The following is a 21982-nucleotide window of genomic DNA, read 5'->3' as shown; positions in this document are numbered from 1 at the left end:
CTGCAAGGAGCACATGCCATGACGACCATCCTGAAGATCGACGGCCAGGCGATCAGCGTCGACGAGTTGCTGCAGTCGCTGAAGCTCACGGGCCAGTTCGAGGGAATGATCGAGCAGCTGGCGAAGGACCGGATCACCGTGCTGGCCGCCAGGAAGCAGGGCTTGCGGGTCTCCGAGGAGGAGGTCCAGGGGCGGGCGGACCAATTCCGCCGCGTGCGCGGCCTGCACCGCGCCTCCGACACCAACAAGTACCTCGACGCGCTGGGTGTGGGGCTGGAGGAATTCGAGGCCTTCCTCACGGACAGCCTGTACCAGGAGAAGGTGATGCAGCGGGTGTGCGGCGACGAGGCGGTGCGCGCGTTCTTCTCGCTGAACTCGCCTCGCTTCGACAGCATCGAGGTCAGCCATATCGTGCTCGATTCCGAGGGCAAGGCCAGGGAGATGATCTCGGTGCTGCGCGACGACCCGGACAGCTTCGACGAGATGGCGCGGGAGCATTCGATCGCCGACACCCGCCAGAAAGGCGGCCTGATCGGCAAGGTGCTGCGCGGATCGCTGCGGGGCGACGTCGAAGCGAAGGTGTTCAACGCACCGGCAGGCGAGCTGCTCGGCCCGTTCGCCTCCACGGATCGCACCACGTTCGAGATCTTCCGGGTCAATGCCCGGCACCCGGCCAGGCTCGACGACGAGACCGCGACCGAGGTGCGCCGCCTGCTCCGCGAGGAGTGGCTGCGGGCACGCGCCCAGGAACACGTCATCGAGGCCTGCTAGGCCCCGCCAGGGCGCCACGACGATGGACACGCGAGCCGCGGACCAGCCCCAGGCCGACTTCCTCGCGACAGTCGACCTGTTCTCCACGTTCACGCGGGCCGACATCGATCGGATCGCCGCGAGCGCGCAGTCCCGCTTCTTCGCCTTCGGCGACACCGTGTGCACCGCCGGCGAGATGGCGGACGGCCTGCTCGTCATCAAGACCGGCGCGATCCGCGTCTTCGCAGAGGAAGACGGCAAGGAGGTGAGCCTCGGGGTGCGCAAGGCCGGTGACGTGCTGGCCGAGATGGTCATGCTGCGCGACTACCGGCATGAACTGTCGGCGCGCGCGTCGGCCAAGGCCGAACTCCTGTTCATCCCGCGCAGCTGCGTCGGCCCGATCGTGGCGGCCAACCCCGCGGCGCGGGCGTTCGTCGCCAGCCGCGTCGCGATCAGTTCCGCCGGCGGCCTGATCAGCCAGTTGTTCGACCTTCGCGGCAAGGTGGACAAGCTGGAACTCGAGGAATTGATCCGAAGCGTCGGCGTGAAGCAGATCGCCGCCGGCAAGCCGGTCCTCAAGCAGGACTCGCGCGAGGACCGCAGGCTGTACGTCGTCCGTCACGGCCAGGTGCGGGTCGTGCGTCACGAGGAAGGCGCCGACTACACGCTGGCCACGCTGGGACAGGGCGACACCTTCGGCGAGAGGGCATGCCTGATGCGCCAGGAGCAGTTCGCCGGCGTGGCGGCCGTCACCGACACTGCCTTGCTGGTCATCCCGGAAAGGACGGTGCAGTTCCTGCTCGCGCGCAACCCGAAGTTGCGCGAAGCGCTGGAGGAGCGGGTGCGTGTCCTCGACCGGGAGCTGCAGCGGCAGAAGAAGCTCGCCGAACGGCGGAAGCTTCCGGCCATGCTGGACCTGGAATCGAAGGCCGAGTTCGGCGAAAAGATCATCCCGCGCTTTGCCTGCGTCCAGCAGGCCGAGGAGATGGACTGCGGGGCGGCCTGCCTCGCGATGGTCTGCAAGCACTACGGCATCGGCATGACGCTGGGCAAGCTGCGTGAACTCGCCAACGTCACGACGGCGGGGGCCACGCTGGAAAGCCTGGCCCGCACCGGCGAATCGCTGGGGTTCACCACGCGTGGCGTGCAATGCACGATGGACAGGTTGCGCGGGTTCGAGCTGCCGCTGATCGCGCACTGGATGGGCTATCACTACATCGTGGTGTATGGCGTGTCCAAGCGCCATGTGTGGACCGCCGACCCGGCGATCGGCTTCAAGAAGATGACGGTGGAGGAGTTCGAGCGCGGCTGGAGCGGCACCTGCCTGGTCTTCTCGCCCGGCGAGGACATGGCTCAGGTGGCTGCGACGCGGTCGCCGTGGGTGCGGTTCGCGAGGTACCTCGTTCCGCACAAGAAGATCCTGCTGCACCTGTTCCTGGCGACGTTCGTGATCCAGATCCTCGGCATCGCCCCGCCGGTGATCATCCAGAACATCCTGGACGGGGTGATCGTGCACCAGGACGTGAGCCTGCTGCACCTGCTGATCGTGGGACTGATCGTCACGCACGTGTTCACGCAGCTCATGTCGACGATCCGCGCCACGCTGGCCAACTTCATGGTGCGGAAGCTGGACTTCGACATGATGTCGCAGTTCTTCAAGCACACGCTGTCGCTGCCGTACTCGTTCTTCGCCAAGCGCAAGACGGGCGACATCTTCGCGCGCTTCCAGGAGAACCAGACCATCCGGGCGTTCCTGACGGAGTCCACCGTCACCACGGTGCTGAACCTCCTGATGATCTTCATCTACTTCACCGTCATGTTCCTCTACAACGTGAAGCTGACGCTGCTGCTGATCGCCTTCGTCGTTCCGATCCTGGTGCTGACGGTGCTCGTGACGCCGAAGGTCAAGGCCTTCGCGCGCGAGTCGTTCTCGGCCGGGACGGATGCGAAGTCGTTCCTGATGGAAGCACTGGGCGGGGTGGAGACGATCAAGGGCATGGGCATCGAGCGCCCGGTGCGCCTCAAGTGGGAGAAGAAGTACGCCAAGGCGCTGGAGGTGGCGTACCGCTCGCAGTCCTTTTCCATCGGCGTCGGCCTGGCGGGCCAGCTGCTGAACGCCGCCACGACGATCGCGATCCTGTGGTTCGGCGCGAACCTGGTGCTCGCACGCGAGCTGACCATCGGCCAGCTCATCGCTTTCAACGCCCTCATGGGCAGCGTGCTCGCGCCGCTCATGGGCCTGGTGGGGCTCTGGAGCATGCTGAACGACGCCGGGGTTGCGATGGAGCGGCTCGGCGACGTGCTCGACCTCGAGCCCGAGCAGAAACCCGAGGACATGGCCTCGCGGGTCGCGCTGCCGGAACTCCAGGGCGACATCCGCCTGGACGGCGTGTACTTCCGGTACGGCGGCGACGAGACGCCTTACGTGCTGGAGAACATCAGCCTGGAGGTGAGGCCCGGCGAGCTCATCGCCATCGTGGGCCGCAGCGGGTCGGGCAAGACGACGCTGGCCAAGCTGCTCGTGGGCTTCTACCCGCCCAGCGAGGGCAAGCTGTCCGTCGATGGCTACGACATCAACGTCGTCGACAAGGAGTACTACCGCGCCCAGGTGGGCTACGTGATGCAGACCAACCTGCTGTTCTCGGGGACCATCGCCGAGAACATCGCCAGCGGAGACGCCAGTCCGGACCGCCGCCGCATCGAGGAGGTCGCGAAGAAGGCCGATGCGCATGCCTTCATCAGCAAGATGCCGCTGGGCTACGAGCAGGTGGTCGGTGAGCGCGGCATGGGCCTCTCCGGCGGGCAGGTCCAGCGCCTGTGCATCGCCCGCGCGCTGTACCACGATCCGCGATTGCTGGTGTTCGACGAGGCCACCTCGGCCCTCGACACCCAGTCGGAGAGCAACATCATCGCCGCCATGAGCGACATCCTGGAGGGGCGGACCGCCGTGATCATCGCGCACCGCCTGAGCACCATCATGCGGGCCGACAAGATCGTCGTCCTGTACGAAGGCGCGATCGTCGAGCAGGGCCGGCACGAGGAATTGGTGGAACGGCGCGGCATGTACTACGAGCTGGTGCAGAAGCAGCTGAGCGCAGCCACCTGAGACGAATCAGAGCACCGGGTGCATCACCGTCCGGTCGGGGCTGTACAGGTCTTCGGCGCGGACCACGACCGCGGTGATGTTGTCCCTTCCGCCATGGTCCAGGGCCAGGTCGAGCAGCTCCTGCGCGGCCTGCATGCAATTGCCGGGCAGCAGCGCGTGTTCGATGGCGGCGTGGGCGACCTCGTTGCTCAGGCCGTCGCTGCACAGGAGGAAGACGTCGCCGTCCAGGACATCGAGCCTCTCGCAATCGATCTCGAGCGTTTCCTGGGCGCCGAGCGCGCGCGTGATGACGTTCGAGGGCGGCAGGTGCAGCGTGTCGTCGGCGTTGCGGGCGCGCCGGGACCTTGCTTCCTCCACCTCGCTATGGTCCCGCGTCAGCTGCCTGAGCCGTCCGTTGCGATACAGGTAGATGCGGCTGTCGCCGGCCCACAGGCAGGCGCATTCGCGCTGCACCACCAGCAGCGCCGCAATCGTGGTGCCTATGAGTTGCACGTCGCGTCGCACTGCCTCGCCGCGCAGGCGCTGGTTCGCAGCCTGCAGGCGCTCCTGCGCGAGGGCGACGTATTGCTTCAGGTTCTGTGGCGGCGGCAGATCGGCGAGGCAGCGGATCGCCAGCCGGCTGGCGAACTCGCCCAGTGCATGGCCGCCCATCCCATCGGCCACGGCCCAGAGCCCGCGCCCGGGCTGTTCGAGGCAGGCATCCTCGTTGACTTCGCGCACCCGGCCCGCGTGCGAACACGAGGCCGAGGTCCAGCGAATCGGGGAGGGCTCCATGCTCGCCCCGGTTAGTGCTTCGCTGCGGCGAAGTTGAAGTTCATCGCGTCCTGGCCGGCGTTGACGTTGATCACCGCATTGGCCGCGGTGTTCTGGACGTCGACGTTCTGGAACTGGACGTTCAGCTGGTCCGCGACGAAGTTGGTCTGGTAGAAGTTGACGATCGGCAGAGTCCGGGCGCTGTCGGGCTGGAAGGCGCGAAATGCGCCGAACACCCATGGCGCGCCGCCGCCGCCCCGGATGGACGACATCGCCCTGAAGTCCAGGGCGCGGCTCTTGGGCAGGTCGGTGATGGTCATGGCGCTCATGTGTCGCTCCCGAGGTGTCGGTCCTGAAACCTGGGCCTGCAGCGGGAGGGAATCGGTGACGACCCCCTCCCGCCGCAAGCGCCGTCAGCGGCGCGTCGGCACGCCCAGGCCGGCAAACAGCGCGAAGTCGACGTTGGTCGCCGTGTTCGTGTTGCTGGCGTCCTGGTGGAACGTGTTGTCCGACTGGATCGTCGCCGGGCCGGCGAACAGCGAGCAGTTGCCGACGTTCGCCGCGGCGGCCATCACCTGCGTGTTCGACTGGCTCGTGCCGAGGGCCTGGTTGTCCTGGCCGCCTTGCACGGCGGCCATTGCCTCGCGATCGAGCTCGGCGCTGGCCGACAGGTCCTTGATGGTCAGAGTGGTCTGCATGGGTTACCTCGCGTGAAGATAGTTGGAAAGAGCGTGTTTCGCCAGGGAGTTCTCAGCGGCCGAACAGGGCGGCCAGCAGCAGGCTCTTGTTGGAGCCGCGGTTGCTGTTGTCGGCGTCCTGGCTGAATGTGTTGTCCGATTGGATGATCACGGGCGAATTCGGGCCGGCCACCAGGCCGTTGCCGACGTTCGCGGCGGCCAGCATGGCTTGCACGTTCTGCTGGCTCGTGCCGACGGCCTGGTCGTCCGCGCCGCCGCGGACGGCCGTCATGGCCTTGGCGTCGAGTTCCTTGCTGGTGGACAGGTCGCTGATGTGCAGGGAGGTCATGTCAGTTCTCGCTTTCGAAGAAAAGATGTCGGGGTGGAGGAACGGGACTCAGCGCTTCACGCCCAGGCGGCCGAGCAGCACGAAGGCGTCGACGTTGGTGGCCGTGTTGCTGTTCGAGGCATCCTGGTGGAACGTGTTGTCCGACTGGATCGTGGCCGGGCCGAACACCAGCGAGCCGTTGCCGATGTTGGCCGCGGCCATCATGGCCTGGACGTTCTGCTGGCTGGTGCCGATGGCCTGGTCGTCGGAGCCGCCGCGCACGGCAGCCATGGCCTTGTCGTCGAGTTCCTTGCTGGTGGACAGGTCGGTGATGTGGAGGGAGGTCATGTCGGTTCTCGCTTGAAAAAGAAGGGGGAGGGTTGCAGGACTCAGGAACGTGGCGGTGGGGCTCAGGCGCGCTGCAGGCCCAGGCGGCCCAGCAGCACGAACGCGTCGACGTTGGTCCCGGTGTTGCTGTTGGAGGCGCTCTGCGTGAAGGTGTTGTCCGACTGGATCGTCGCCGGGCCACTGAAGATGGAGCCGTTGCCGACGTTGGCGGCGGCCACCATGCTCTGGACGTTCGACTGGCTCGTGCCGACGGCCTGGTCGTCGGCGCCGCCACGCACGGCGGTCATGGCCTTGCGATCGAGTTCGATGCTGGCCGGCAGGTCGTGGATGGTCAGGGAGTGCATTGCGGTCTTTCCAAAGGAGTTGAAGGAGCCCCTGTGTTGCGCCGGACGCGGAGTCGGTTCACACGAATCGATCGAGTTTTTCCATTCGACAAAGCCGAGGAGTTCTGCTGAGCCATGTAGCGACACGGGCGCGGCGGTGCTCGTGCCGAGACCGTCGTCGGCCGGCGGGGTGAAGGCTCGCGCAGTTGATGTAGGTCAACCCAGGCTCGGCCGCTGCTCTGAATGATTAGGTGCATTCCCAGTGCACCTTCAAACGAGGAGTCCCGACATGCCATCGCCAGCCACCCGGATCGACGTGCGCGAGCTCGAGCCGCGCGAGCGCCATCCGACCATCTTCGCCACGTTCCAGGCGCTGCGTTCCGGCGAATTCCTGGAGCTGGTCAACGACCACGACCCGCAGCCGCTGCACCGGCAGTTCGAACTGCTCGCCTCGGGCGAATTCGACTGGCGCTACCTGCAGCAAGGCCCGGCCCTCTGGCGCGTGGCCATCACCCGCTTGCGCCCCCCGCAGCCGAGCAGCACGTGCTGCGGCAGCTGCGGCGGCGCCTGAACACCCTGGAGCATCCCATGAGAAACACCACTTCACTCTGGCGCTGGCTCGGACTGGTCTTCGTCCTGTCGTTCGGCGCCCTCGGCTACCTGGGCTGGCAGATCTACCTGTCGGCCCCGCCCATTCCCACCTCGGTCGTCACCACCAGCGGCCAGGTGCTGTTCACCGGCGAGCAGGTCCAGCATGGGCAGCAGGTCTGGCTGTCCTCGGGCGGCCAGCAGCAGGGCAGCGTCTGGGATCACGGCGCCTACGTCGCGCCGGACTGGTCGGCCGACTGGCTGCACCGCGAGGCCGAGGCGCTGCAGGTGCTGCGTGGCAAGGCGTACGCCTCCGACCCCGCCTCGCTCACGGCCGCCGAGAAGGGCGCGGTCGCGGCAGCGCTGAAGGAGGAGATGCGGCGCAACACCTACGACCCGCAGACCGGCCAGGTGACCGTGTCCGACCTGCGCGCGCAGGCCATCCGCAGCGTCGCCGCCCACTACACGGCGCTGTTCGGCGATGCGCCCTCGCTGGCGAAGCTGCGTGAGCAGTACGCGATGCGCGATGGCACTGTGCCGGCCGCCGCCGACCGCGAGGACCTGGCCGCCTTCATCTTCTGGAGCAGCTGGTCCGCCGTGACCGACCGTCCCGGCGAGGCCGGCCTCTCGTACACCAGCAACTGGCCGCACGAGCCGCTGGTGGGCAACACCATGACGACCTCGGCCGCGATGTGGTCGATGGCCAGCATCATCCTGCTGCTCGCCGGCATCGCCGCCATGCTGTGGCTGCACGGCGCCGGCAAGCACGAGGAGGAAGCGGCGCCGCCCAAGGCCGACCCGCTGCTGAACGTCGCGGCCACGCCGTCGATGAAGGCGACCCGCAAGTACTTCTTCGCCGTCGCCGGCCTGCTGCTGCTGCAGATCGGCATGGGCGCCATCACCGCGCACTACGCCGTCGAAGGCAACTCGTTCTTCGGCCTGCCGATCTCCGAACTGCTGCCGTACGTGGTGAGCCGCACCGTGCACACCCAGGTCGGCGTGTTCTGGATCGCCACCGCGTGGCTGGCCACGGGCCTGTACATCGCGCCGCTGCTGGGCGGCAAGGAGCCGAAGTTCCAGAAGCTGGGCGTCGACTTCCTGTTCTGGGCGCTGATCGCCATCGTGGTCGGTTCCACCTTCACCGGCTGGCTGGGCACGCTGCAGCACCGCGGCGTCGACTTCAGCTTCTGGCTCGGCAACCAGGGCCTCGAGTTCACCAGCATGGGCCGCATCTGGCAGGTGCTGCTGTTCGTCGGCCTGATCCTGTGGGCCGTGCTGCTGGGCCGTGCCCTCTGGCCCGCGCTGAAGACGCCGTCGGAAAGCCGCGGCCTGATCGCGATGGTGTTCCTGTCGGCCACCTGCATCGGCGGCTTCTACGCGACCTCGCTCACCTGGGGCCAGCACACCCACTACTCGATGGTCGAGTACTGGAGGTGGTGGCTGGTGCACCTGTGGGTGGAAGGCTTCTTCGAGGTGTTCGCCACCGCGGTCATCGCGCTGCTGTTCACCAAGCTGGGCCTGATCCGCGCCTCCAGCGCCAACCGCGCCATCGTCGCCGAGACCATCGTGTTCCTGTTCGGCGGCATCCTGGGCACGCTGCACCACCTGTACTGGACCGGCACGCCCACCTCGGTCATCGCCGTCGGCGCGGTGTTCTCCGCGCTGGAAGTGGTGCCGCTGACGCTGATCGGCCTGGAAGCCCTCCAGAACTGGAAGCGCTCGCAGGGCGTCGCCTGGCTGGCCGCCTACAAGTGGCCCGTGCTGTGCTTCGTCGCGGTGGGCTTCTGGAACACCGTCGGCGCCGGGCTCCTGGGCTTCGCGATCAATCCGCCCGCGTCGCTGTACTACGTGCAGGGCCTGAACATGACCGCGGCCCACGGCCACGGCGCCCTGTTCGGCGTCTACGGCATGCTGGGCATCGGCCTGATGCTGTTCTGCCTGCGCGGCCTGTATGCCCGCCACCTGCATGCCGACGGCCTGCTCAAGCCCGCCTACTGGGGCCTGAACATCGGCCTGGCGCTGATGGTGTTCGGCTCGCTGCTGCCCGCGGGCATCTACCAGGCCGCGGCCAGCATCGACAAGGGCCTGTGGTACGCCCGCTCGGCGGAAGTCGTGCACTCGGCCTTCATGGAGTCCATGGTCTGGCTGCGCGTCCCCGGTGACGTCGCGTTCGCTGCCGGCGCCCTGTGCCTGGCCGTCTACGTGCTGCGCCTGCTGGGCCCCGGCAAGCGGCGACTCGCCGTGCCGGTCGGCGCGGCAGCCACCGCTGCGCGGTGAACCCACGGGCGGGGCGGCACCCGCTGCCCCGCCCTCCCTCCTGTCCTTCCGCCACGGAGACGCCATGAAACTCACAGCGTTCACCGACTACAGCCTGCGCGTGCTGATCTACCTGGCGGCGCAACCCGGCGGACGCGCCACCATCTCGCAGGTGGCGTCCGCCTACGGCATTTCCGAGAACCACCTCGTGAAGGTGGTCCACTTCCTCGGCAAGGCCGGCTGGCTCACCAACGTGCGCGGCAAGGGCGGCGGCCTCGAGCTGGGCCGCCCGGCCGATCGCATCAACATCGCCGACGTCGTCCGCGATGCCGAGGGCGAGACGGCGGTCGCCGCCTGCTTCGAGGGCGGCGACGACAGCTGCCGCATCGTGCCGTCGTGCAAGCTGCGCCGCGTGCTCGGCGACGCCGTCGCCGCCTTCTATGCCGTGCTCGCGCGCTACACGCTCGCCGACATCGCGCGCAACCGCGACGAGCTGGCGACCATCCTGTTCATGCCGCTGCCCGCGGCGATCGAAGTCCGGAGGCGCGCATGAGCGACGTTCCCTTCGAGGACGACGTCCCGCAGGCCTTGCGGGACACGGTGGACGCGGCCCTGCACCGCGTGATCGATCCCGAACTCGCGATGGACATCGTCGACGTCGGCCTCGTCCATGGGGTCGCGCTGCGCGGCGACCAGCTGCAGGTGCGCGTCACCATGACCTCGGCCGCGTGCCCGGTCACCGACGTCATCGTCGAGGACATCGAGCGCGAGCTCGACGCCGTCGTGCCGCCGGAGCTGTTCATCCGCGTCGACGTGGTCTGGGACCCGCCCTGGTCGCCCGAGCGCATGAGCGAGACGGCGCGGTCCTTCATGGGCTGGTGATGGCCGCCACCGCCCTGCCGCCGCGCCGCCTGGCTCCCGTCCAACGCCGGGGGCGGCGCCCGCTGGTGCCCGTCCTGCTCGCGGCCATCGCTGTCACGCTGCTGGCCGGATTGACCGGCGGCCTGCTGCGTGCGGGCGTGCCGCTGCCAGCGCTGTCGGCGGCGCACTGGGCCGGCCAGGCCGCCGTGTGGCACGGCGCACTCATGGTGGGCGGCTTCATGGGCAGCATGGTCGGCGTCGAACGCGCCGTGGCCCTGCGGCATCCCCTCGCGTGGGCCGCGCCCGTTGCTTCCGCCAGCGCCGCGGCCGCGCTCCTGCTCGGCGCGCCCGCCTTCAGCGCCTGGCTGCTGGTCGTGGCCGCCACGGCTTTCGTCGGCGCCAACACCGTGCTGGTGCAACGCCAGCCCGCGCAGCACACCGCGCTGCTGCTCTTGGCTGCGTTCGCCTGGCTGGCGGGCAACGTGCTCGCCGTGTCCGGCATCGGCGGTGCCGGCGTGCTGCCCTGCTGGTTCTCGTTCCTGCTGCTCACGGTAGCGGCCGAACGGCTGGAGATGACGCGCCTGCTCAAGCGCCGTCCCGCCGCGCAGCCGCTGCTCGCGACCGTCGTCGTGGCCTTGCTGGCCGCTGCGGGCTGGAGCGCGCTCGATGCGGTCGCGGGCGGTGTCGCCTTCGGCCTCTCGCTCGTGGCGCTGGCCGCTTGGCTGCTGGTCTTCGACATCGCACGGCGCACCGCACGTGCGGAGGGGCTACCCCGCTACATGGCGCTGTGCCTGCTGGGCGGCTACGTGTGGCTCGCCATCGGCGGGCTGGCCTGGGCCGCGTACGCGCTCGGCGTGCCGGTGCGCGACGCAGCGCTGCACGCCATCGGCCTCGGCTTCCTCGGCAGCATGGTGCTGGGGCATGCGCCGGTGATCCTGCCGGCGGTGGCGCGCCTCAAGCTCGCCTTCGGCCGCGTGTTCTACCTGCCGCTCGGGGCCCTGCACGTCTCGCTGCTCGTGCGGCTCGGGCCCGGCCTGCTCGATGCGGGCTGGCGCGCGGCGGGCGCCCTGGCCAACGTGCTAGCGCTCGCGACGTTCGCCGTCGTGGTCGCGAGCGCCGCCCTCGCCTGGCGGCGGCACGGCAGCGCGCCGCGGCGCCGCGAGCGGGCGGTCGGTTCCTAGCGCGCCGCCATGGACTTCCAGCCGTCACCCACCAGCCAGCAGTGGCTGCACCGGTTGCAGGCCTTCAGCGACCGCTGGCTGCTGCCGCACAACGCAGCCTGGCACCGCCACGCGCGCGCCGGCGAGATCGCGCCCTTCATGCCCAGCCTGCGCGAACTCGCGCGCGACGAAGGCCTGTGGAACCTGTGCCTGCCCTGGCTCGCACCGCACGAGCCGGGCACGCCGCTCTCCAACCTGGACTACGCGCCGCTGGCGGAAGCCATGGGCCGGCTGCACTGGTCGGCCGAGGTCTTCAACTGCCACGCGCCCGACAGCGGCACCATGGAGCTGCTGCACCGGCATGCCGACGCGGCGCAGCGCGAGGCCTGGCTGGCGCCGCTGCTGGCCGGCGAGATCCGCTCGGCCTTCGCGATGTCGGAGCCCGACGTCGCCTCGTCCGATCCCACCAACCTGCAGACGACGGTGCGCCGCGACGGCGATGCCCTGTTGCTGCACGGCCGCAAGTGGTTCGTCACCGGCGCCGCGCATCCGGACTGCCGGCTGCTGGTCGTCGTGTGCCGCAATGCCGGCGAGCCCGTGGAAGCGGACGCGCATGCCGCGCACAGCCTCGTGCTGGTGCCGATCGCCACGCCCGGCGTGCACGTGGTGCGCAACATCGCCGTGATGCAGCATCTGGCCCCGGAGGGCCACTGCGAGCTGCGCCTGGACGGCGTACGGGTGCCGGCCTCGAACCTGCTGGCCGCATGGGGCGCCGGGTTCGCGCTGGCGCAGGTGCGCCTGGCACCCGGGCGCATCCACCACTGCATGCGCACCATCGGCCAGTGCGAGCTCGCGCTCGAACTGGCCTGCGATCGCGCGCTCGAGCGACGCAGCTTCGGCCGCGTGCTGGCTGAACAGGCGAACGTGCAGGACTGGATCGCGCAGTCGCGCGTCGAGATCGACCAGGCGCGCCTACTGGTGCTGCACGCGGCGTGGTCGCTCGACCAGCCGCAGCCGCCCGAGCGGCTGCGCGCCGACATCAGCGCGATCAAGCTCGTGGCCGGTCGCCTGCAGACGCAGGTGCTCGACCGCGCGATCCAGGTGTTCGGCGCGATGGGCCTGTCGCCCGACACGCCGCTCGCCTGGCTGTGGACCTGGGGCCGCGCGCTGCGCCTGCTGGACGGGCCCGACGAGGTCCACCTGCGCGCCGTTGCGCGCCACGAGTTCTCCCGGGTCCGCGCGCGCGGTGGCGCGTCCGCGGCCTGGTTCACCACGCCGGAGCAGATGGCCGCAGCGCCCAGGCTCCGGTGACCTTCCAACCTTGTTGCACGACCTGCATGAACGACACCTTGCCCGCGCATGACGCACCTTCGACGCAGTCCCTCCTCGACCTGGCCCGCGGCAGCGGCCTCGCCCCCTTGCGCCTGCGTGGACGCGAGCTGCTGCCCGTCGTCCAGGGCGGCATGGGCGTGGGCATCTCCGCCGGCGGCCTGGCCGGCGCCGTCGCCGCGCTCGGCGCGATGGGAACGATCGCCTCGGTCGACCTGCGCCGCCTGCATCCCGACCTGATGGCCGAGACCGGCGACCTGGAGGGGCCGGCGGCCAAGGCCCGCATCGACGCCGCCAACCTGCTCGCGCTGGAGCGCGAGATCCGGCGCGCGCGCGAGACCGCGCAGGGCCAGGGCCTGCTGGCCGTGAACGTGATGCGCGCGGTGGGCGAGTACGCGCCCTACGTGAAGCGTGCGCTCGAGGGCGGCATCGACGCCGTGGTCGTCGGCGCCGGCCTGCCGCTGGACCTGCCCGACCTCGCGCAGGACCACCCGCAGGTCGCGCTGGTGCCGATCCTGTCCGATGCGCGCGGCGTGCAGCTGGTGCTGCGCAAGTGGGAGAAGAAGGGGCGCGTGCCCGGCGCGGTGGTGATCGAGCATCCGCGCCTGGCCGGCGGCCATCTCGGCGCGGCATCCATCGCCGACCTGGTCGACCCGCGCTTCGACTTCGAGGTGGTGCTGCCTCAAGTGGCCGCGTCCCTGCGTGAAGCGGGCCTCGAGAGAGAGGTGCCCGTGATCGCCGCCGGCGGCATCCGCAGCGCGGCCGACATCCGCCGCGTGCAGTCGCTCGGCGCCGCGGCGGCGCAGATCGGCACGCCCTTCGCGGTCACGCGCGAATGCGATGCGCACCTGGCCTTCAAGCAAGTGCTGGCCGGTGCGAAGCCCGAGGACATCGTGGAATTCACCAGCGTCGCGGGCCTGCCGGCGCGGGCCGTTCGCACGCCGTGGCTGGACAAGTACCTGCGCCTGCAGGAGCGGTTGCAGGCGGGCGCGCATGCGAAAAAGCACTGCACCTTGTGGTTTGACTGCCTCGCCAAGTGCGGGCTGCGCGACGGCAATGCCTCGTGGGGCCAGTTCTGCATCGACAAGGTGCTGGGGTACGCGGTCGCGGGCGACGTGCGCCGCGGCCTGTTCTTCCGCGGCGCGGGCGCGCTGCCCTTCGGCGGCGAGATCCGCAGCGTCCGCGAACTGATGCAATGGCTGCTCGGCGACGTGCGGCCCCAACCGATGGAGGCCTGATGCAGCGCGACACCACCGCCGAAGTCCTCGCAGGCGCCGACCTGCCGCCGCAGCCCATCACGCAGGACGTGCTGGCCGAGAAGTACCTCAAGGCCGGCGAGCGATCCGCGGACGACCTGTACGCACGCGTGGCGCGGGCGCTCGCCAGCGTCGAGGCAGAGCCCCTGCGCGAGGGGTGGCAGACCCGCTTCCTCGCCAACCTGCGCGCCGGCGCCATCGGTGCCGGCCGCATCATGAGCGCCGCGGGCACCGCGCTGGAAGCCACGCTGATCAACTGCTTCGTGCAGCCGGTGGGCGACTGCATCCAGGGCCGGGACGGCGACGGCCTGCCCGGCATCTACGAAGCGCTGCGGGAAGCAGCCGAGACCATGCGGCGCGGCGGCGGCGTCGGCTACGACTTCTCGCGCATCCGCCCTCGTGGTGCCGCGGTGCGCACCACGCAATCGCTCGCGTCCGGGCCGTGCAGCTACATCGACGTGTTCGACAAGTCCTGCGCCACCGTCGAGAGCGCCGGGTCGCGGCGCGGCGCGCAGATGGGCGTGCTGCGCATCGACCATCCCGACGTGCAGGAGTTCATCCGCGCCAAGCGCACCAGCGGCCGCTGGTCGAACTTCAACGTGTCGGTCGCGGTGCCCGGTGCGTTCATGCAGGCGCTGCGCGACGACGCCAAGTGGGCGCTGGTGCACCCGGCCCGCCCCGGCGCGGGACTGGTCTCCGAGGGCGCTTACCAGCGCGAAGATGGGCAGTGGGTGTACCGCACGCTGCGTGCGCGTGACCTGTGGGACCTGGTGATGCGCTCGGCCTACGACTACGCCGAGCCGGGCATCCTGTTCCTGGACACCATCAACGCCGACAACAACCTGCACTACTGCGAGCGCATCACGGCCACCAACCCGTGCGGCGAGCAGCCGCTGCCGGCGTACGGCTGCTGCGATCTCGGCCCAGTGATCCTCACCCGCTTCGTGCGCCACCCGTTCGGCGTCGGCGGCGCGGCCACGTTCGACCTCGATCGGTTCCGGGAGGTGGTGGCGGTGCAGGTGCGCGCGCTCGACAACGTGCTGGACCTCACCCACTGGCCGCTGCCGCAGCAGCAGGCCGAATCCGTGGCCAAGCGCCGCATCGGCGTCGGCTTCACCGGCCTGGGCGACGCGCTCGCGATGCTGGGGCTGCGCTACGACGGCGAGGACGGCCGCGCAATGGCGGTGCGCATCACCCGCGCGATGCGCGACGCGGCCTATGCCGCTTCGGTGGAACTCGCGCGCGAGAAGGGCGCGTTCCCTGCATTCGAGGCCGACGGCTACCTGGCCGCGGGCACCTTCGCCAGCCGGCTCGATGCGCCGCTGCGCGAGGCGATCCGCCGGCACGGCATCCGCAACAGCCACCTGCTGTCGATCGCGCCGACCGGCACCGTCAGCCTGGCGTTCGCCGACAACGCCTCCAACGGCATCGAGCCGGCGTTCTCCTGGCACTACACGCGCAAGAAGCGCGAGGCCGACGGCAGCACCACGGCCTACGAGGTCGAAGACCACGCTTGGCGGCTGCATCGGGCGCTCGCCGACACCGATGCGCCGCTGCCGCCCGCGTTCGTGTCGGCACTCGAGATGCCGGCGTCCGCCCACCTGGCCATGATGGAAGCGGTGCAGCCCTTCATCGACACGGCCATCTCCAAGACCGTGAACGTGCCGGCGGACTATCCGTACGAGGAGTTCCAGGACCTGTACCTGCAGGCCTGGCGCGCCGGGCTGAAGGGGCTGGCCACCTACAGGCCGAACACCATCATCGGCTCGGTGCTGGAAACCACGCCCGCGCCCGCAGCCCCGGCGCAGCCGCGCGCCATTGCCGACCCGATGCGCGCGGTGATCGAGAGCCGCCCGCGCGGCACGCTGCCCGCCGTGGCCGAGAAGGTCGAGTACTGGACGCAGCAGGGCCGCCAGACGCTCTATCTCGTCGTCTCCTTCCTGCCCGTCGGGGACGGGCGCGAGCGCGCCATCGAGTTCTTCATGCCGGTGGGCCAGCAGGGCGAGTCGCAGCAGTGGATCACGTCCAGCATGCGGCTGCTGTCGCTGGCCGCGCGCGGCGGCTTCCTCGACCGCGCGCTGGCCGACATGCGCAAGGTCGCCTGGGACCGCGGCCCGGTGCGCCTGGGGACGTACAAGCGCGCCGACGGCGCGGACGTGCCGCTGTGGCACGACTCCGAGGTGGCCGCGCTCGCGTACGCGATCCAGACGCTGATCGCCAACCGCCGCGGCGACGACGCGCCTGCCCTGTCCACGCCCGCGCCCGAGGTCGGCGTCGCCGGCACCGCCATGGCGGGCTCCAAGTGCTCCGAGTGCGGCGCGCATGCCGTCATCCGCAAGGACGGCTGCGAGTTCTGCACGCAGTGCGGCCACGTCGGCGCCTGCGGCTGACGCGACGGACGGCGCGGGCGGTGCGGCGCCGGTTGACCTGCATCAACCGGCCCCCCGGGGCAGCGGCATAAGGTCACTCACCGATGCACCTCATCGCATCAAGGAGAGTGGGAATCATGAACAACACCAAGCCATCCACGCTGCTGCACGGGGCCCGGGCTCTGCTCATTGCCGCCGGCCTGTGCGCGCCCCTGCTGTCGCTGGCGGGACCGAAGGCGGTCGGCGACTTCGGCCCGCCCAAGGGCGAACCGATCCACGCCGTGCTCACCAGCCCGCCGCACGTGCCGCCGCCGACCAACCGCAACTTCCCCGCGAAGGTGATCGTCGACCTCGAGGTCGTCGAGAAGACGATGCAGATCTCCGAAGGCGTGAACTACACCTTCTGGACCTTCGGCGGCTCCGTGCCGGGCAGCTTCATCCGCGTGCGCCAGGGCGACACGGTGGAGTTCCACCTGAAGAACCATCCCGGCAGCAAGATGCCCCACAACATCGACCTGCACGGCGTCACCGGCCCGGGCGGCGGCGCGGCCTCCAGCTTCACCGCGCCCGGCCACGAGTCGCAGTTCACGTTCAAGGCGCTCAACGAAGGCATCTACGTCTACCACTGCGCGACGGCGCCGGTGGGCATGCACGTGGCCAACGGCATGTACGGCCTGATCCTGGTCGAGCCCCCGCAGGGCCTGCCCAAGGTGGACAAGGAGTACTACGTGATGCAGGGCGACTTCTACACCCAGGGCAAGTACCGCGAGAAGGGCGACCAGGCCTTCGACATGGAGAAGGCGATCGACGAGAAGCCCACCTACGTGCTGTTCAACGGCGCGGAAGGCGCGCTCACCGGCGACAAGGCGATCACCGCCAAGGTGGGCGAGAAGGTGCGCCTCTACGTCGGCAACGGCGGCCCGAACCTGGTGTCCAGCTTCCACGTGATCGGCGCCATCTTCGACCAGGTGCGCTTCGAGGGCGGCAGCAACGTGCAGAAGAACGTGCAGACCACGCTGATCCCGGCGGGCGGCGCGGCCATCGCGACCTTCACGGCCAAGGTGCCGGGCAGCTACGTCATGGTCGATCACTCGATCTTCCGCGCGTTCAACAAGGGCGCGATGGCGATCCTGAAGATCGAGGGTGCCGAGGACAAGGGCGTCTACTCCGGCAAGGAGCTGGATGCGGTGTACCTCGGCGACCGCGCGGGTCCCAACCTCGCTGCCGTGGCGCAGGCGACGGCCGCCGCGGCATCCGGCAAGCTCACGCTGGAGGAGCAGGTCAAGGCGGGCCACGCGCTCTTCGCCGGCACCTGCTCGGTCTGCCACCAGTCCAACGGCGCGGGCATGCCCGGCGTGTTCCCGCCGCTGGCCAAGTCCGACTTCATCGCCGGCGACATCAAGCGCGCCATCCACGTGGTGCTGAACGGCCTGAACGGCAAGGTCACGGTGAACGGCCAGGACTACAACTCGGTGATGCCACCGATGAACCAGCTGAACGACGACGAGGTGGCCAACATCCTCACCTACGTGGCCAACAGCTGGGGCAACAAGGGCGGCACCGTGTCCAAGGACGACGTCAGGAAGGCGCGCGTCGCCGCACCGGCCCCGAAGCCGCACGCGGAATGACGCACGCAGCGGCCCACCGAGCCTCGCCATGAAGCGCCTCGTCCTGCTGCTGGCCACCGCCGCCGCGTGCTGGGCGGCGAAAGCCGGCGGCGAGACCGCCGCCAGCTACGTGCCCCTGCCAGGTGGCCGGTTCGAGAGCGTGTTGCCGCAGGGTCCGGTGGCCACCGCGTCGACGCCCGTCGACGTGCAGCCGTTCGCGATGCGGCGCACGCCGGTGACGATCGCCGAGTTCGCCGCCTTCGTGCGCGCCCATCCCGAGTGGCAGCGCGGCCGCGCGCCCGCGGTGCTCGCCGATGCGCGCTACCTGCTGCAGTGGGCCGCGCCCGACACGCCAGGCGACCGCGTGAAGGCCGCGGCGCCGGTCACCGAGGTCAGCTGGTTCGCCGCCGAGGCGTTCTGCGAGACCGAGGACGCGCGGCTGCCGACCTGGCTCGAATGGGAGTACGCCGCGGCCGCCGATGCCACCCGCGTGGATGCGCGGCACGACCCGGCATGGCGGCGCCAGATCCTGGCCTGGTACGAGAAGCCCGGCGGCGAGGCGCTCGAAGCCGTCGGCGGCCCGCCCAACGTGCACGGCGTGCACGACCTGCACGGCCTGGTGTGGGAATGGGTCAACGACTACAACGCCCTGTTCATCGCCGGCGACAGCCGCACCCAGGGCGACCCGGACCTGCTGAAGTTCTGCGGCGCCGGCGCCATCAACATCATCGACCGCGACAGCTATGCCGTCCTCATGCGGATCGCGCTGCTGTCGTCCCTGAACGCCGCCGACACCACCAGCACGCTGGGGTTCCGCTGCGTTCGTCCCCACCGAGGACAGCCATGAGATCCTTCCACATCACCCGGCGCGGCGCGCTCGCGTCGATCGCCGCGCTCGGGGCGCTTGCCTCGGCTCCGGCCTTCGCCCACGACCACGTCGACCACGCCAGCGAACCGCTGCCGCCACTGCCCGGCGAATCGGTGTACCGCCTCGACGCCACGCTGCGCGACCAGGACGACCGCGCGTTCACGCTCGCCTCGCTGCAGGGCGGCCCGGTGCTCGCCAGCATGTTCTACACCTCGTGCGACATGGTCTGCCCGATGATCTTCGAGACCGTGCATGCGACCCTGCGGGCGCTGCCGCCCGCCGACCGCGCGGCCACGCGCGTGCTCATGGTGAGCTTCGATCCGGCACGCGACACGGCCGCCGTGCTGAAGAAGACCGCGCAGGCGCGCGGCTGCGACGGGCACTGGGTGCTCGCACGGGCCGACGACGCCACCACGCGCAAGGTGGCCGCCGTGCTGGGCGTGCAATACCGGCGGCTGGCCAACGGCGAGTACAACCACTCGAGCACCATCGACGTCCTGGATCGTTCGGGACGCATCGTGGCCAGGAGCGGCAAGCTGGAGGGCGCCGATCCGCAGGTGACCGCCGCCATCCGCAAGATGGCGGCGCGGGGCTGACCCATGGGCAAGAAGTTCCCGCTGCGCCCGGCACACCCGGAACGCACCTGCTGGGGCTGCGACCGTTACTGCCCCGCCGGCGACATGATCTGCGGCAACGGCACCGAGCGCACGCAGCACCCGATGGAGTTGATGGGCGAAGGATGGGAAAGCGAGGGCCTGGATCCGGTGCTGCGGCCGCTGCCGATTCCGGTGGTGGTCGTGAGGACCGAGCAACCAAGCAGCTGTGCGTACGGAACAAAGTCGCTGACAGGACACGACGAAGAGGCGCACCAATGCTGATGGTGAGGTTCGTTCAATGTTGAAGGTCGTTGACTGAGCTCGGAGGCGGCGCCTGGAACGCAACAGAACGCGGCAAATCAGCAGAACAGAGTCGTTTCCTGCTGCGGGCCGCTCCCCTCAGCCGCAACTTGGATCTGCGCAGAGCCTTCACTTGGCCAGAGGCAACCCGTGAGGCGCACAACAGCGACTCAATGCAGCGAGGCAATTCATTGGCAGCGCAGGTGGCGGCAGTATCGGGCGCCTGAGCACCTGCGTCCCCGTAAGTCTTGCGATGGCAGAAAAGGCGTACGATGCCGCAAGCACGACGCAAGTCGGGGGTGCAGATGGACCGAGACCAACAACGCGAGATGATGGACCGCGCTGGTCGAGACGAGGCTGCGTCACTCCAGATCCAGCAGCAATCGGCCGGCACCGACCACAGCCCGGTGCATGCAAAGCCTCCACACGGCGAGCCTTCGCAGACACCGCGCACTGCGCTCGGGACCACAGGGTTGTCGCACAATTACGAGGACGCCCTGGATGCGGAGAGAGTGGCTTGGCAGGCTCTGCCTGGCCTCCCTGGAGACGCGGCGTTCGATCAGACTGCCTGGAATACGTGGCGCACAGCCGTCGAAGAGCGTGACCTTGCGACGCGTAACCTGATCAACTACGCGCTCTCGCCGCGGTCGCCTTGATCGACGCCCTGCTCCTCAGCGCGGTGCGCCTCCTGACCTCCGACGGCGGCAGACTGTTGACGTCCGGCTCGAGATTCTGGTTTCGCCGCGAAGAGCGGCTGTTCGTCGTAACGAGCCGGCACGTCTTCATCGATGCGAGTTCGGGACATCTGCCCGACAGAGTGCAATTCGATGTGCACCTCGACCGCGACGATCTCACCCGCAGCGCCACCGTCGAACTGCCTCTGTACAGGAGCGGGCACGCGGCGTGGGTGCAAGGTCAGGACCCCGGTGGCGATGTGGACGCGTCGCGGTGCTGGAGATCCGGGAGGAGGGCCAATTGCCCGCCGAGGCAGTCGTGAGCGCCCTGGGCCCCGGCAACCGTCGCCTCCGCGTTTGGCGTTCGCTTCCAAAGGCGCGGCTTCTTCGTCACGGATGCACGCCTCCACCGAGGCGCGAGCGGTGCTCCCGTTCTGATGCGGCGACCGGAGGATTGATCAGAGCTGCCTTGGTCGCTGCTGGGCATTCATTCGTCGCGGTTCGACATGGGCACCCGGGACCGGCTGCAGGACGATTCCCTTGGCCTGAACTGCGCTTGGTATGCAGACATCTTGACGACGCTGACCTGCAGCCTGGACCGCAGCCAGGCGACGGTCCCGAACTGTCTCTGAGGTGAGCCCGTTCGGTGCGGGGCGACAAACACTTACTCGGGTCGCAGGCGTATGCACACTTCGGCGCGCAGGATTGCGTCGTTCGCCTGCGCTCGCCGCACCATGTACCACCCTCCTTCACTCGAATCCCTTCGCCAGCAGCTGGATCTCACCAGGGCCGAGGAAGCAAAGGCCCTTTGCCGCGCTCTTCACCTCCGAGTCGTCGGCCCTGTCCGTGAGGCAGTGGTGGCAATGAGGGATGTCGATGCCCTGCATAGCCGCATAGCTCACCTGGACCGTGAGCTGCGGAAGTTGCGCCACGCCGCATCATAGAACCGCCTTCCGCTGACGGTGCGCAATCATGCCCTCCATCCACGCACCCAAGCAGCCTGGCATGGAGCTCTTCACCGCAACCTGGAGATTTGTCCAGGTCGGAGAAGCCGGCGCCAGAGGGCGCGAGCCAGCTGTTCTGAGTGCCTTGCACGCACTCCAGTGCTGGCGCCTAGGCCATCTGGGGCGCGCTTTCAGGTTCGTGAACGCGTGCCCTTTCGTGTGGGACGAGCGGCCGCACGCGCGGTCGGTGCATTTCCATCGAGATCTGTGCGCGGAGAGGGAACTGGTTCACTTGTGCCACGCGCATCGGGTAAACGCCTCCGCCGTGAGACTGCAGCAAATACCCACGTGGCTGTTCGCCGAGGCGGGAGATGCATTCTTGAAGCTCCGAAGGGTTGATCCAGATCTGGCTGACCAGTACGAGAAGACCCGGTCCGAGCGCAGGAAGCAACGCCGCTAGAGCGGCGTCTTCAGCCGCCCATGCCACCACATTTTGGCGATGGCAGTCTTCGACAGCTGGGGCACGGTGCGCGTGCGGCGCCAGCCCTGTCAGCCGCAGCGCTTCGGGCAAGCCGGTGCGCCATCCACGTTCAATGAAGCTCCCTGTTCGTCGTCCCGGAGGAAATCCTTTGGGCGATCTGTTGGTACAGGTCGTCAGCGATCCGTCGGAGCTTGGCAGCCTCCATGAGCAAGAGAGCCAACCCAGGATCTTGCGTTGCGGGGCCCAGGGCAACGACCTCGGACTCACTGATCAGTGCAGCGTGCTCGGCCGTCAGCCAAGCCAACTGCCTTTGTTCATCTGTCATTGCGTACCCCATTCGCAGGTGAAAAAACTGTCGGGCGATGTGCGCGGCTTTGGGCTCCGGTGCGCAGGGCCAGATGGCAGCCA

At 69.1% G+C, this 21982-nt stretch carries 22 protein-coding genes; 15 read left to right on the top strand and 7 right to left on the bottom strand.

Translation table 11 applies throughout. From position 1 onward, the window contains the following. The first annotated feature begins 18 nt into the window (after window positions 1-18). The gene (locus tag ACPWT1_RS07360) at window positions 19-771 is read left to right on the top strand and encodes a peptidylprolyl isomerase (RefSeq protein WP_427914723.1); all 753 of its coding nucleotides are present in this window, start codon (window positions 19-21) and stop codon (window positions 769-771) included. A 22-nt stretch (window positions 772-793) separates the two neighbouring features. Next, window positions 794-3856, top strand: coding sequence for a peptidase domain-containing ABC transporter (locus ACPWT1_RS07355; protein WP_427914722.1), 3063 nt, complete (start codon window positions 794-796; stop codon window positions 3854-3856). Window positions 3857-3862: 6 nt separating this feature from the next. Here ACPWT1_RS07355 and ACPWT1_RS07350 read toward each other — a convergent pair whose 3' ends face one another. From ACPWT1_RS07350 to ACPWT1_RS07325, 6 genes are all read right to left on the bottom strand, one after another. Further along, window positions 3863-4630, bottom strand: coding sequence for a PP2C family protein-serine/threonine phosphatase (locus ACPWT1_RS07350; RefSeq protein WP_427914721.1), 768 nt, complete (start codon window positions 4628-4630; stop codon window positions 3863-3865). Window positions 4631-4641: 11 nt separating this feature from the next. Further along, complete coding sequence (locus tag ACPWT1_RS07345; RefSeq protein ID WP_427914720.1) at window positions 4642-4938, bottom strand: hypothetical protein; 297 nt, start codon at window positions 4936-4938, stop codon at window positions 4642-4644. Between the two features lie 84 nt (window positions 4939-5022). Continuing rightward, window positions 5023-5307, bottom strand: coding sequence for a hypothetical protein (locus ACPWT1_RS07340; RefSeq protein ID WP_427914719.1), 285 nt, complete (start codon window positions 5305-5307; stop codon window positions 5023-5025). A gap of 52 nt (window positions 5308-5359) precedes the next feature. Further along, window positions 5360-5635 (bottom strand): hypothetical protein, encoded by a 276-nt coding sequence (locus ACPWT1_RS07335; protein WP_427914718.1) that lies wholly within the window; start codon window positions 5633-5635, stop codon window positions 5360-5362. Between the two features lie 48 nt (window positions 5636-5683). Then, the gene (locus ACPWT1_RS07330) at window positions 5684-5962 is read right to left on the bottom strand and encodes a hypothetical protein (RefSeq protein WP_427914717.1); all 279 of its coding nucleotides are present in this window, start codon (window positions 5960-5962) and stop codon (window positions 5684-5686) included. Window positions 5963-6024: 62 nt separating this feature from the next. Further along, window positions 6025-6306: a hypothetical protein gene (locus ACPWT1_RS07325; protein WP_427914716.1), complete on the bottom strand. Its 282-nt coding sequence runs from the start codon at window positions 6304-6306 to the stop codon at window positions 6025-6027. A gap of 268 nt (window positions 6307-6574) precedes the next feature. Here ACPWT1_RS07325 and ACPWT1_RS07320 point away from each other — a divergent pair, with 268 nt between their 5' ends. The 13 genes from ACPWT1_RS07320 to ACPWT1_RS07260 all read left to right on the top strand — a co-directional run bounded on the left by ACPWT1_RS07320 (window position 6575) and on the right by ACPWT1_RS07260 (window position 20472). Continuing rightward, window positions 6575-6856, top strand: a complete 282-nt coding sequence (locus ACPWT1_RS07320) for a DUF2249 domain-containing protein (protein ID WP_427914715.1) — start codon at window positions 6575-6577, stop codon at window positions 6854-6856. 17 nt (window positions 6857-6873) lie between these two features. After that, on the top strand, window positions 6874-9150 hold the full coding sequence (locus tag ACPWT1_RS07315) for a nitric-oxide reductase large subunit (protein WP_427914714.1): 2277 nt from the start codon (window positions 6874-6876) through the stop codon (window positions 9148-9150). A 64-nt stretch (window positions 9151-9214) separates the two neighbouring features. Next, a complete protein-coding gene (locus tag ACPWT1_RS07310; RefSeq protein ID WP_427914713.1) occupies window positions 9215-9682 on the top strand; it encodes an Rrf2 family transcriptional regulator in 468 nt (155 codons plus the stop codon). Then, window positions 9679-10011 carry a metal-sulfur cluster assembly factor gene (locus ACPWT1_RS07305; protein WP_427914712.1) on the top strand — a complete coding sequence of 111 codons (333 nt, stop codon included), beginning with the start codon at window positions 9679-9681 and terminating at the stop codon, window positions 10009-10011. The genes ACPWT1_RS07310 and ACPWT1_RS07305 overlap by 4 nt, the downstream gene beginning before the upstream one ends. Then, window positions 10011-11171, top strand: coding sequence for a hypothetical protein (locus ACPWT1_RS07300; RefSeq protein ID WP_427914711.1), 1161 nt, complete (start codon window positions 10011-10013; stop codon window positions 11169-11171). Before ACPWT1_RS07305 ends, ACPWT1_RS07300 begins: the two co-directional genes overlap by 1 nt. Before the next feature lie 9 nt (window positions 11172-11180). Next, window positions 11181-12461: an acyl-CoA dehydrogenase family protein gene (locus ACPWT1_RS07295; RefSeq protein WP_427914710.1), complete on the top strand. Its 1281-nt coding sequence runs from the start codon at window positions 11181-11183 to the stop codon at window positions 12459-12461. 26 nt (window positions 12462-12487) lie between these two features. Then, window positions 12488-13717, top strand: a complete 1230-nt coding sequence (locus ACPWT1_RS07290) for an NAD(P)H-dependent flavin oxidoreductase (RefSeq protein ID WP_427914709.1) — start codon at window positions 12488-12490, stop codon at window positions 13715-13717. Continuing rightward, on the top strand, window positions 13717-16125 hold the full coding sequence (locus tag ACPWT1_RS07285; RefSeq protein ID WP_427914708.1) for an adenosylcobalamin-dependent ribonucleoside-diphosphate reductase: 2409 nt from the start codon (window positions 13717-13719) through the stop codon (window positions 16123-16125). Before ACPWT1_RS07290 ends, ACPWT1_RS07285 begins: the two co-directional genes overlap by 1 nt. Window positions 16126-16241: 116 nt before the next feature. After that, the gene (nirK, locus tag ACPWT1_RS07280; RefSeq protein WP_427914707.1) at window positions 16242-17732 is read left to right on the top strand and encodes a copper-containing nitrite reductase; all 1491 of its coding nucleotides are present in this window, start codon (window positions 16242-16244) and stop codon (window positions 17730-17732) included. A gap of 28 nt (window positions 17733-17760) precedes the next feature. After that, window positions 17761-18558 carry a formylglycine-generating enzyme family protein gene (locus ACPWT1_RS07275; protein WP_427914706.1) on the top strand — a complete coding sequence of 266 codons (798 nt, stop codon included), beginning with the start codon at window positions 17761-17763 and terminating at the stop codon, window positions 18556-18558. Continuing rightward, window positions 18555-19175, top strand: coding sequence for an SCO family protein (locus ACPWT1_RS07270; RefSeq protein ID WP_427914705.1), 621 nt, complete (start codon window positions 18555-18557; stop codon window positions 19173-19175). Before ACPWT1_RS07275 ends, ACPWT1_RS07270 begins: the two co-directional genes overlap by 4 nt. 3 nt (window positions 19176-19178) lie before the next feature. Continuing rightward, a complete protein-coding gene (locus ACPWT1_RS07265) occupies window positions 19179-19457 on the top strand; it encodes a DUF3079 domain-containing protein (RefSeq protein ID WP_427914704.1) in 279 nt (92 codons plus the stop codon). A 670-nt stretch (window positions 19458-20127) separates the two neighbouring features. Next, the gene (locus tag ACPWT1_RS07260) at window positions 20128-20472 is read left to right on the top strand and encodes a hypothetical protein (RefSeq protein ID WP_427914703.1); all 345 of its coding nucleotides are present in this window, start codon (window positions 20128-20130) and stop codon (window positions 20470-20472) included. Between the two features lie 426 nt (window positions 20473-20898). Here ACPWT1_RS07260 and ACPWT1_RS07255 read toward each other — a convergent pair whose 3' ends face one another. Further along, the gene (locus ACPWT1_RS07255) at window positions 20899-21081 is read right to left on the bottom strand and encodes a hypothetical protein (protein WP_427914702.1); all 183 of its coding nucleotides are present in this window, start codon (window positions 21079-21081) and stop codon (window positions 20899-20901) included. Window positions 21082-21982 lie beyond the last annotated feature (901 nt).

Origin of the sequence: Ramlibacter sp. MMS24-I3-19 (genome assembly GCF_050320135.1) — a bacterium.
Lineage (GTDB): Bacteria > Pseudomonadota > Gammaproteobacteria > Burkholderiales > Burkholderiaceae_C > Ramlibacter.
The sequence above is the reverse complement of the archived record's forward strand: the minus strand, read 5'-3'. Positions and strand labels throughout refer to the sequence as shown.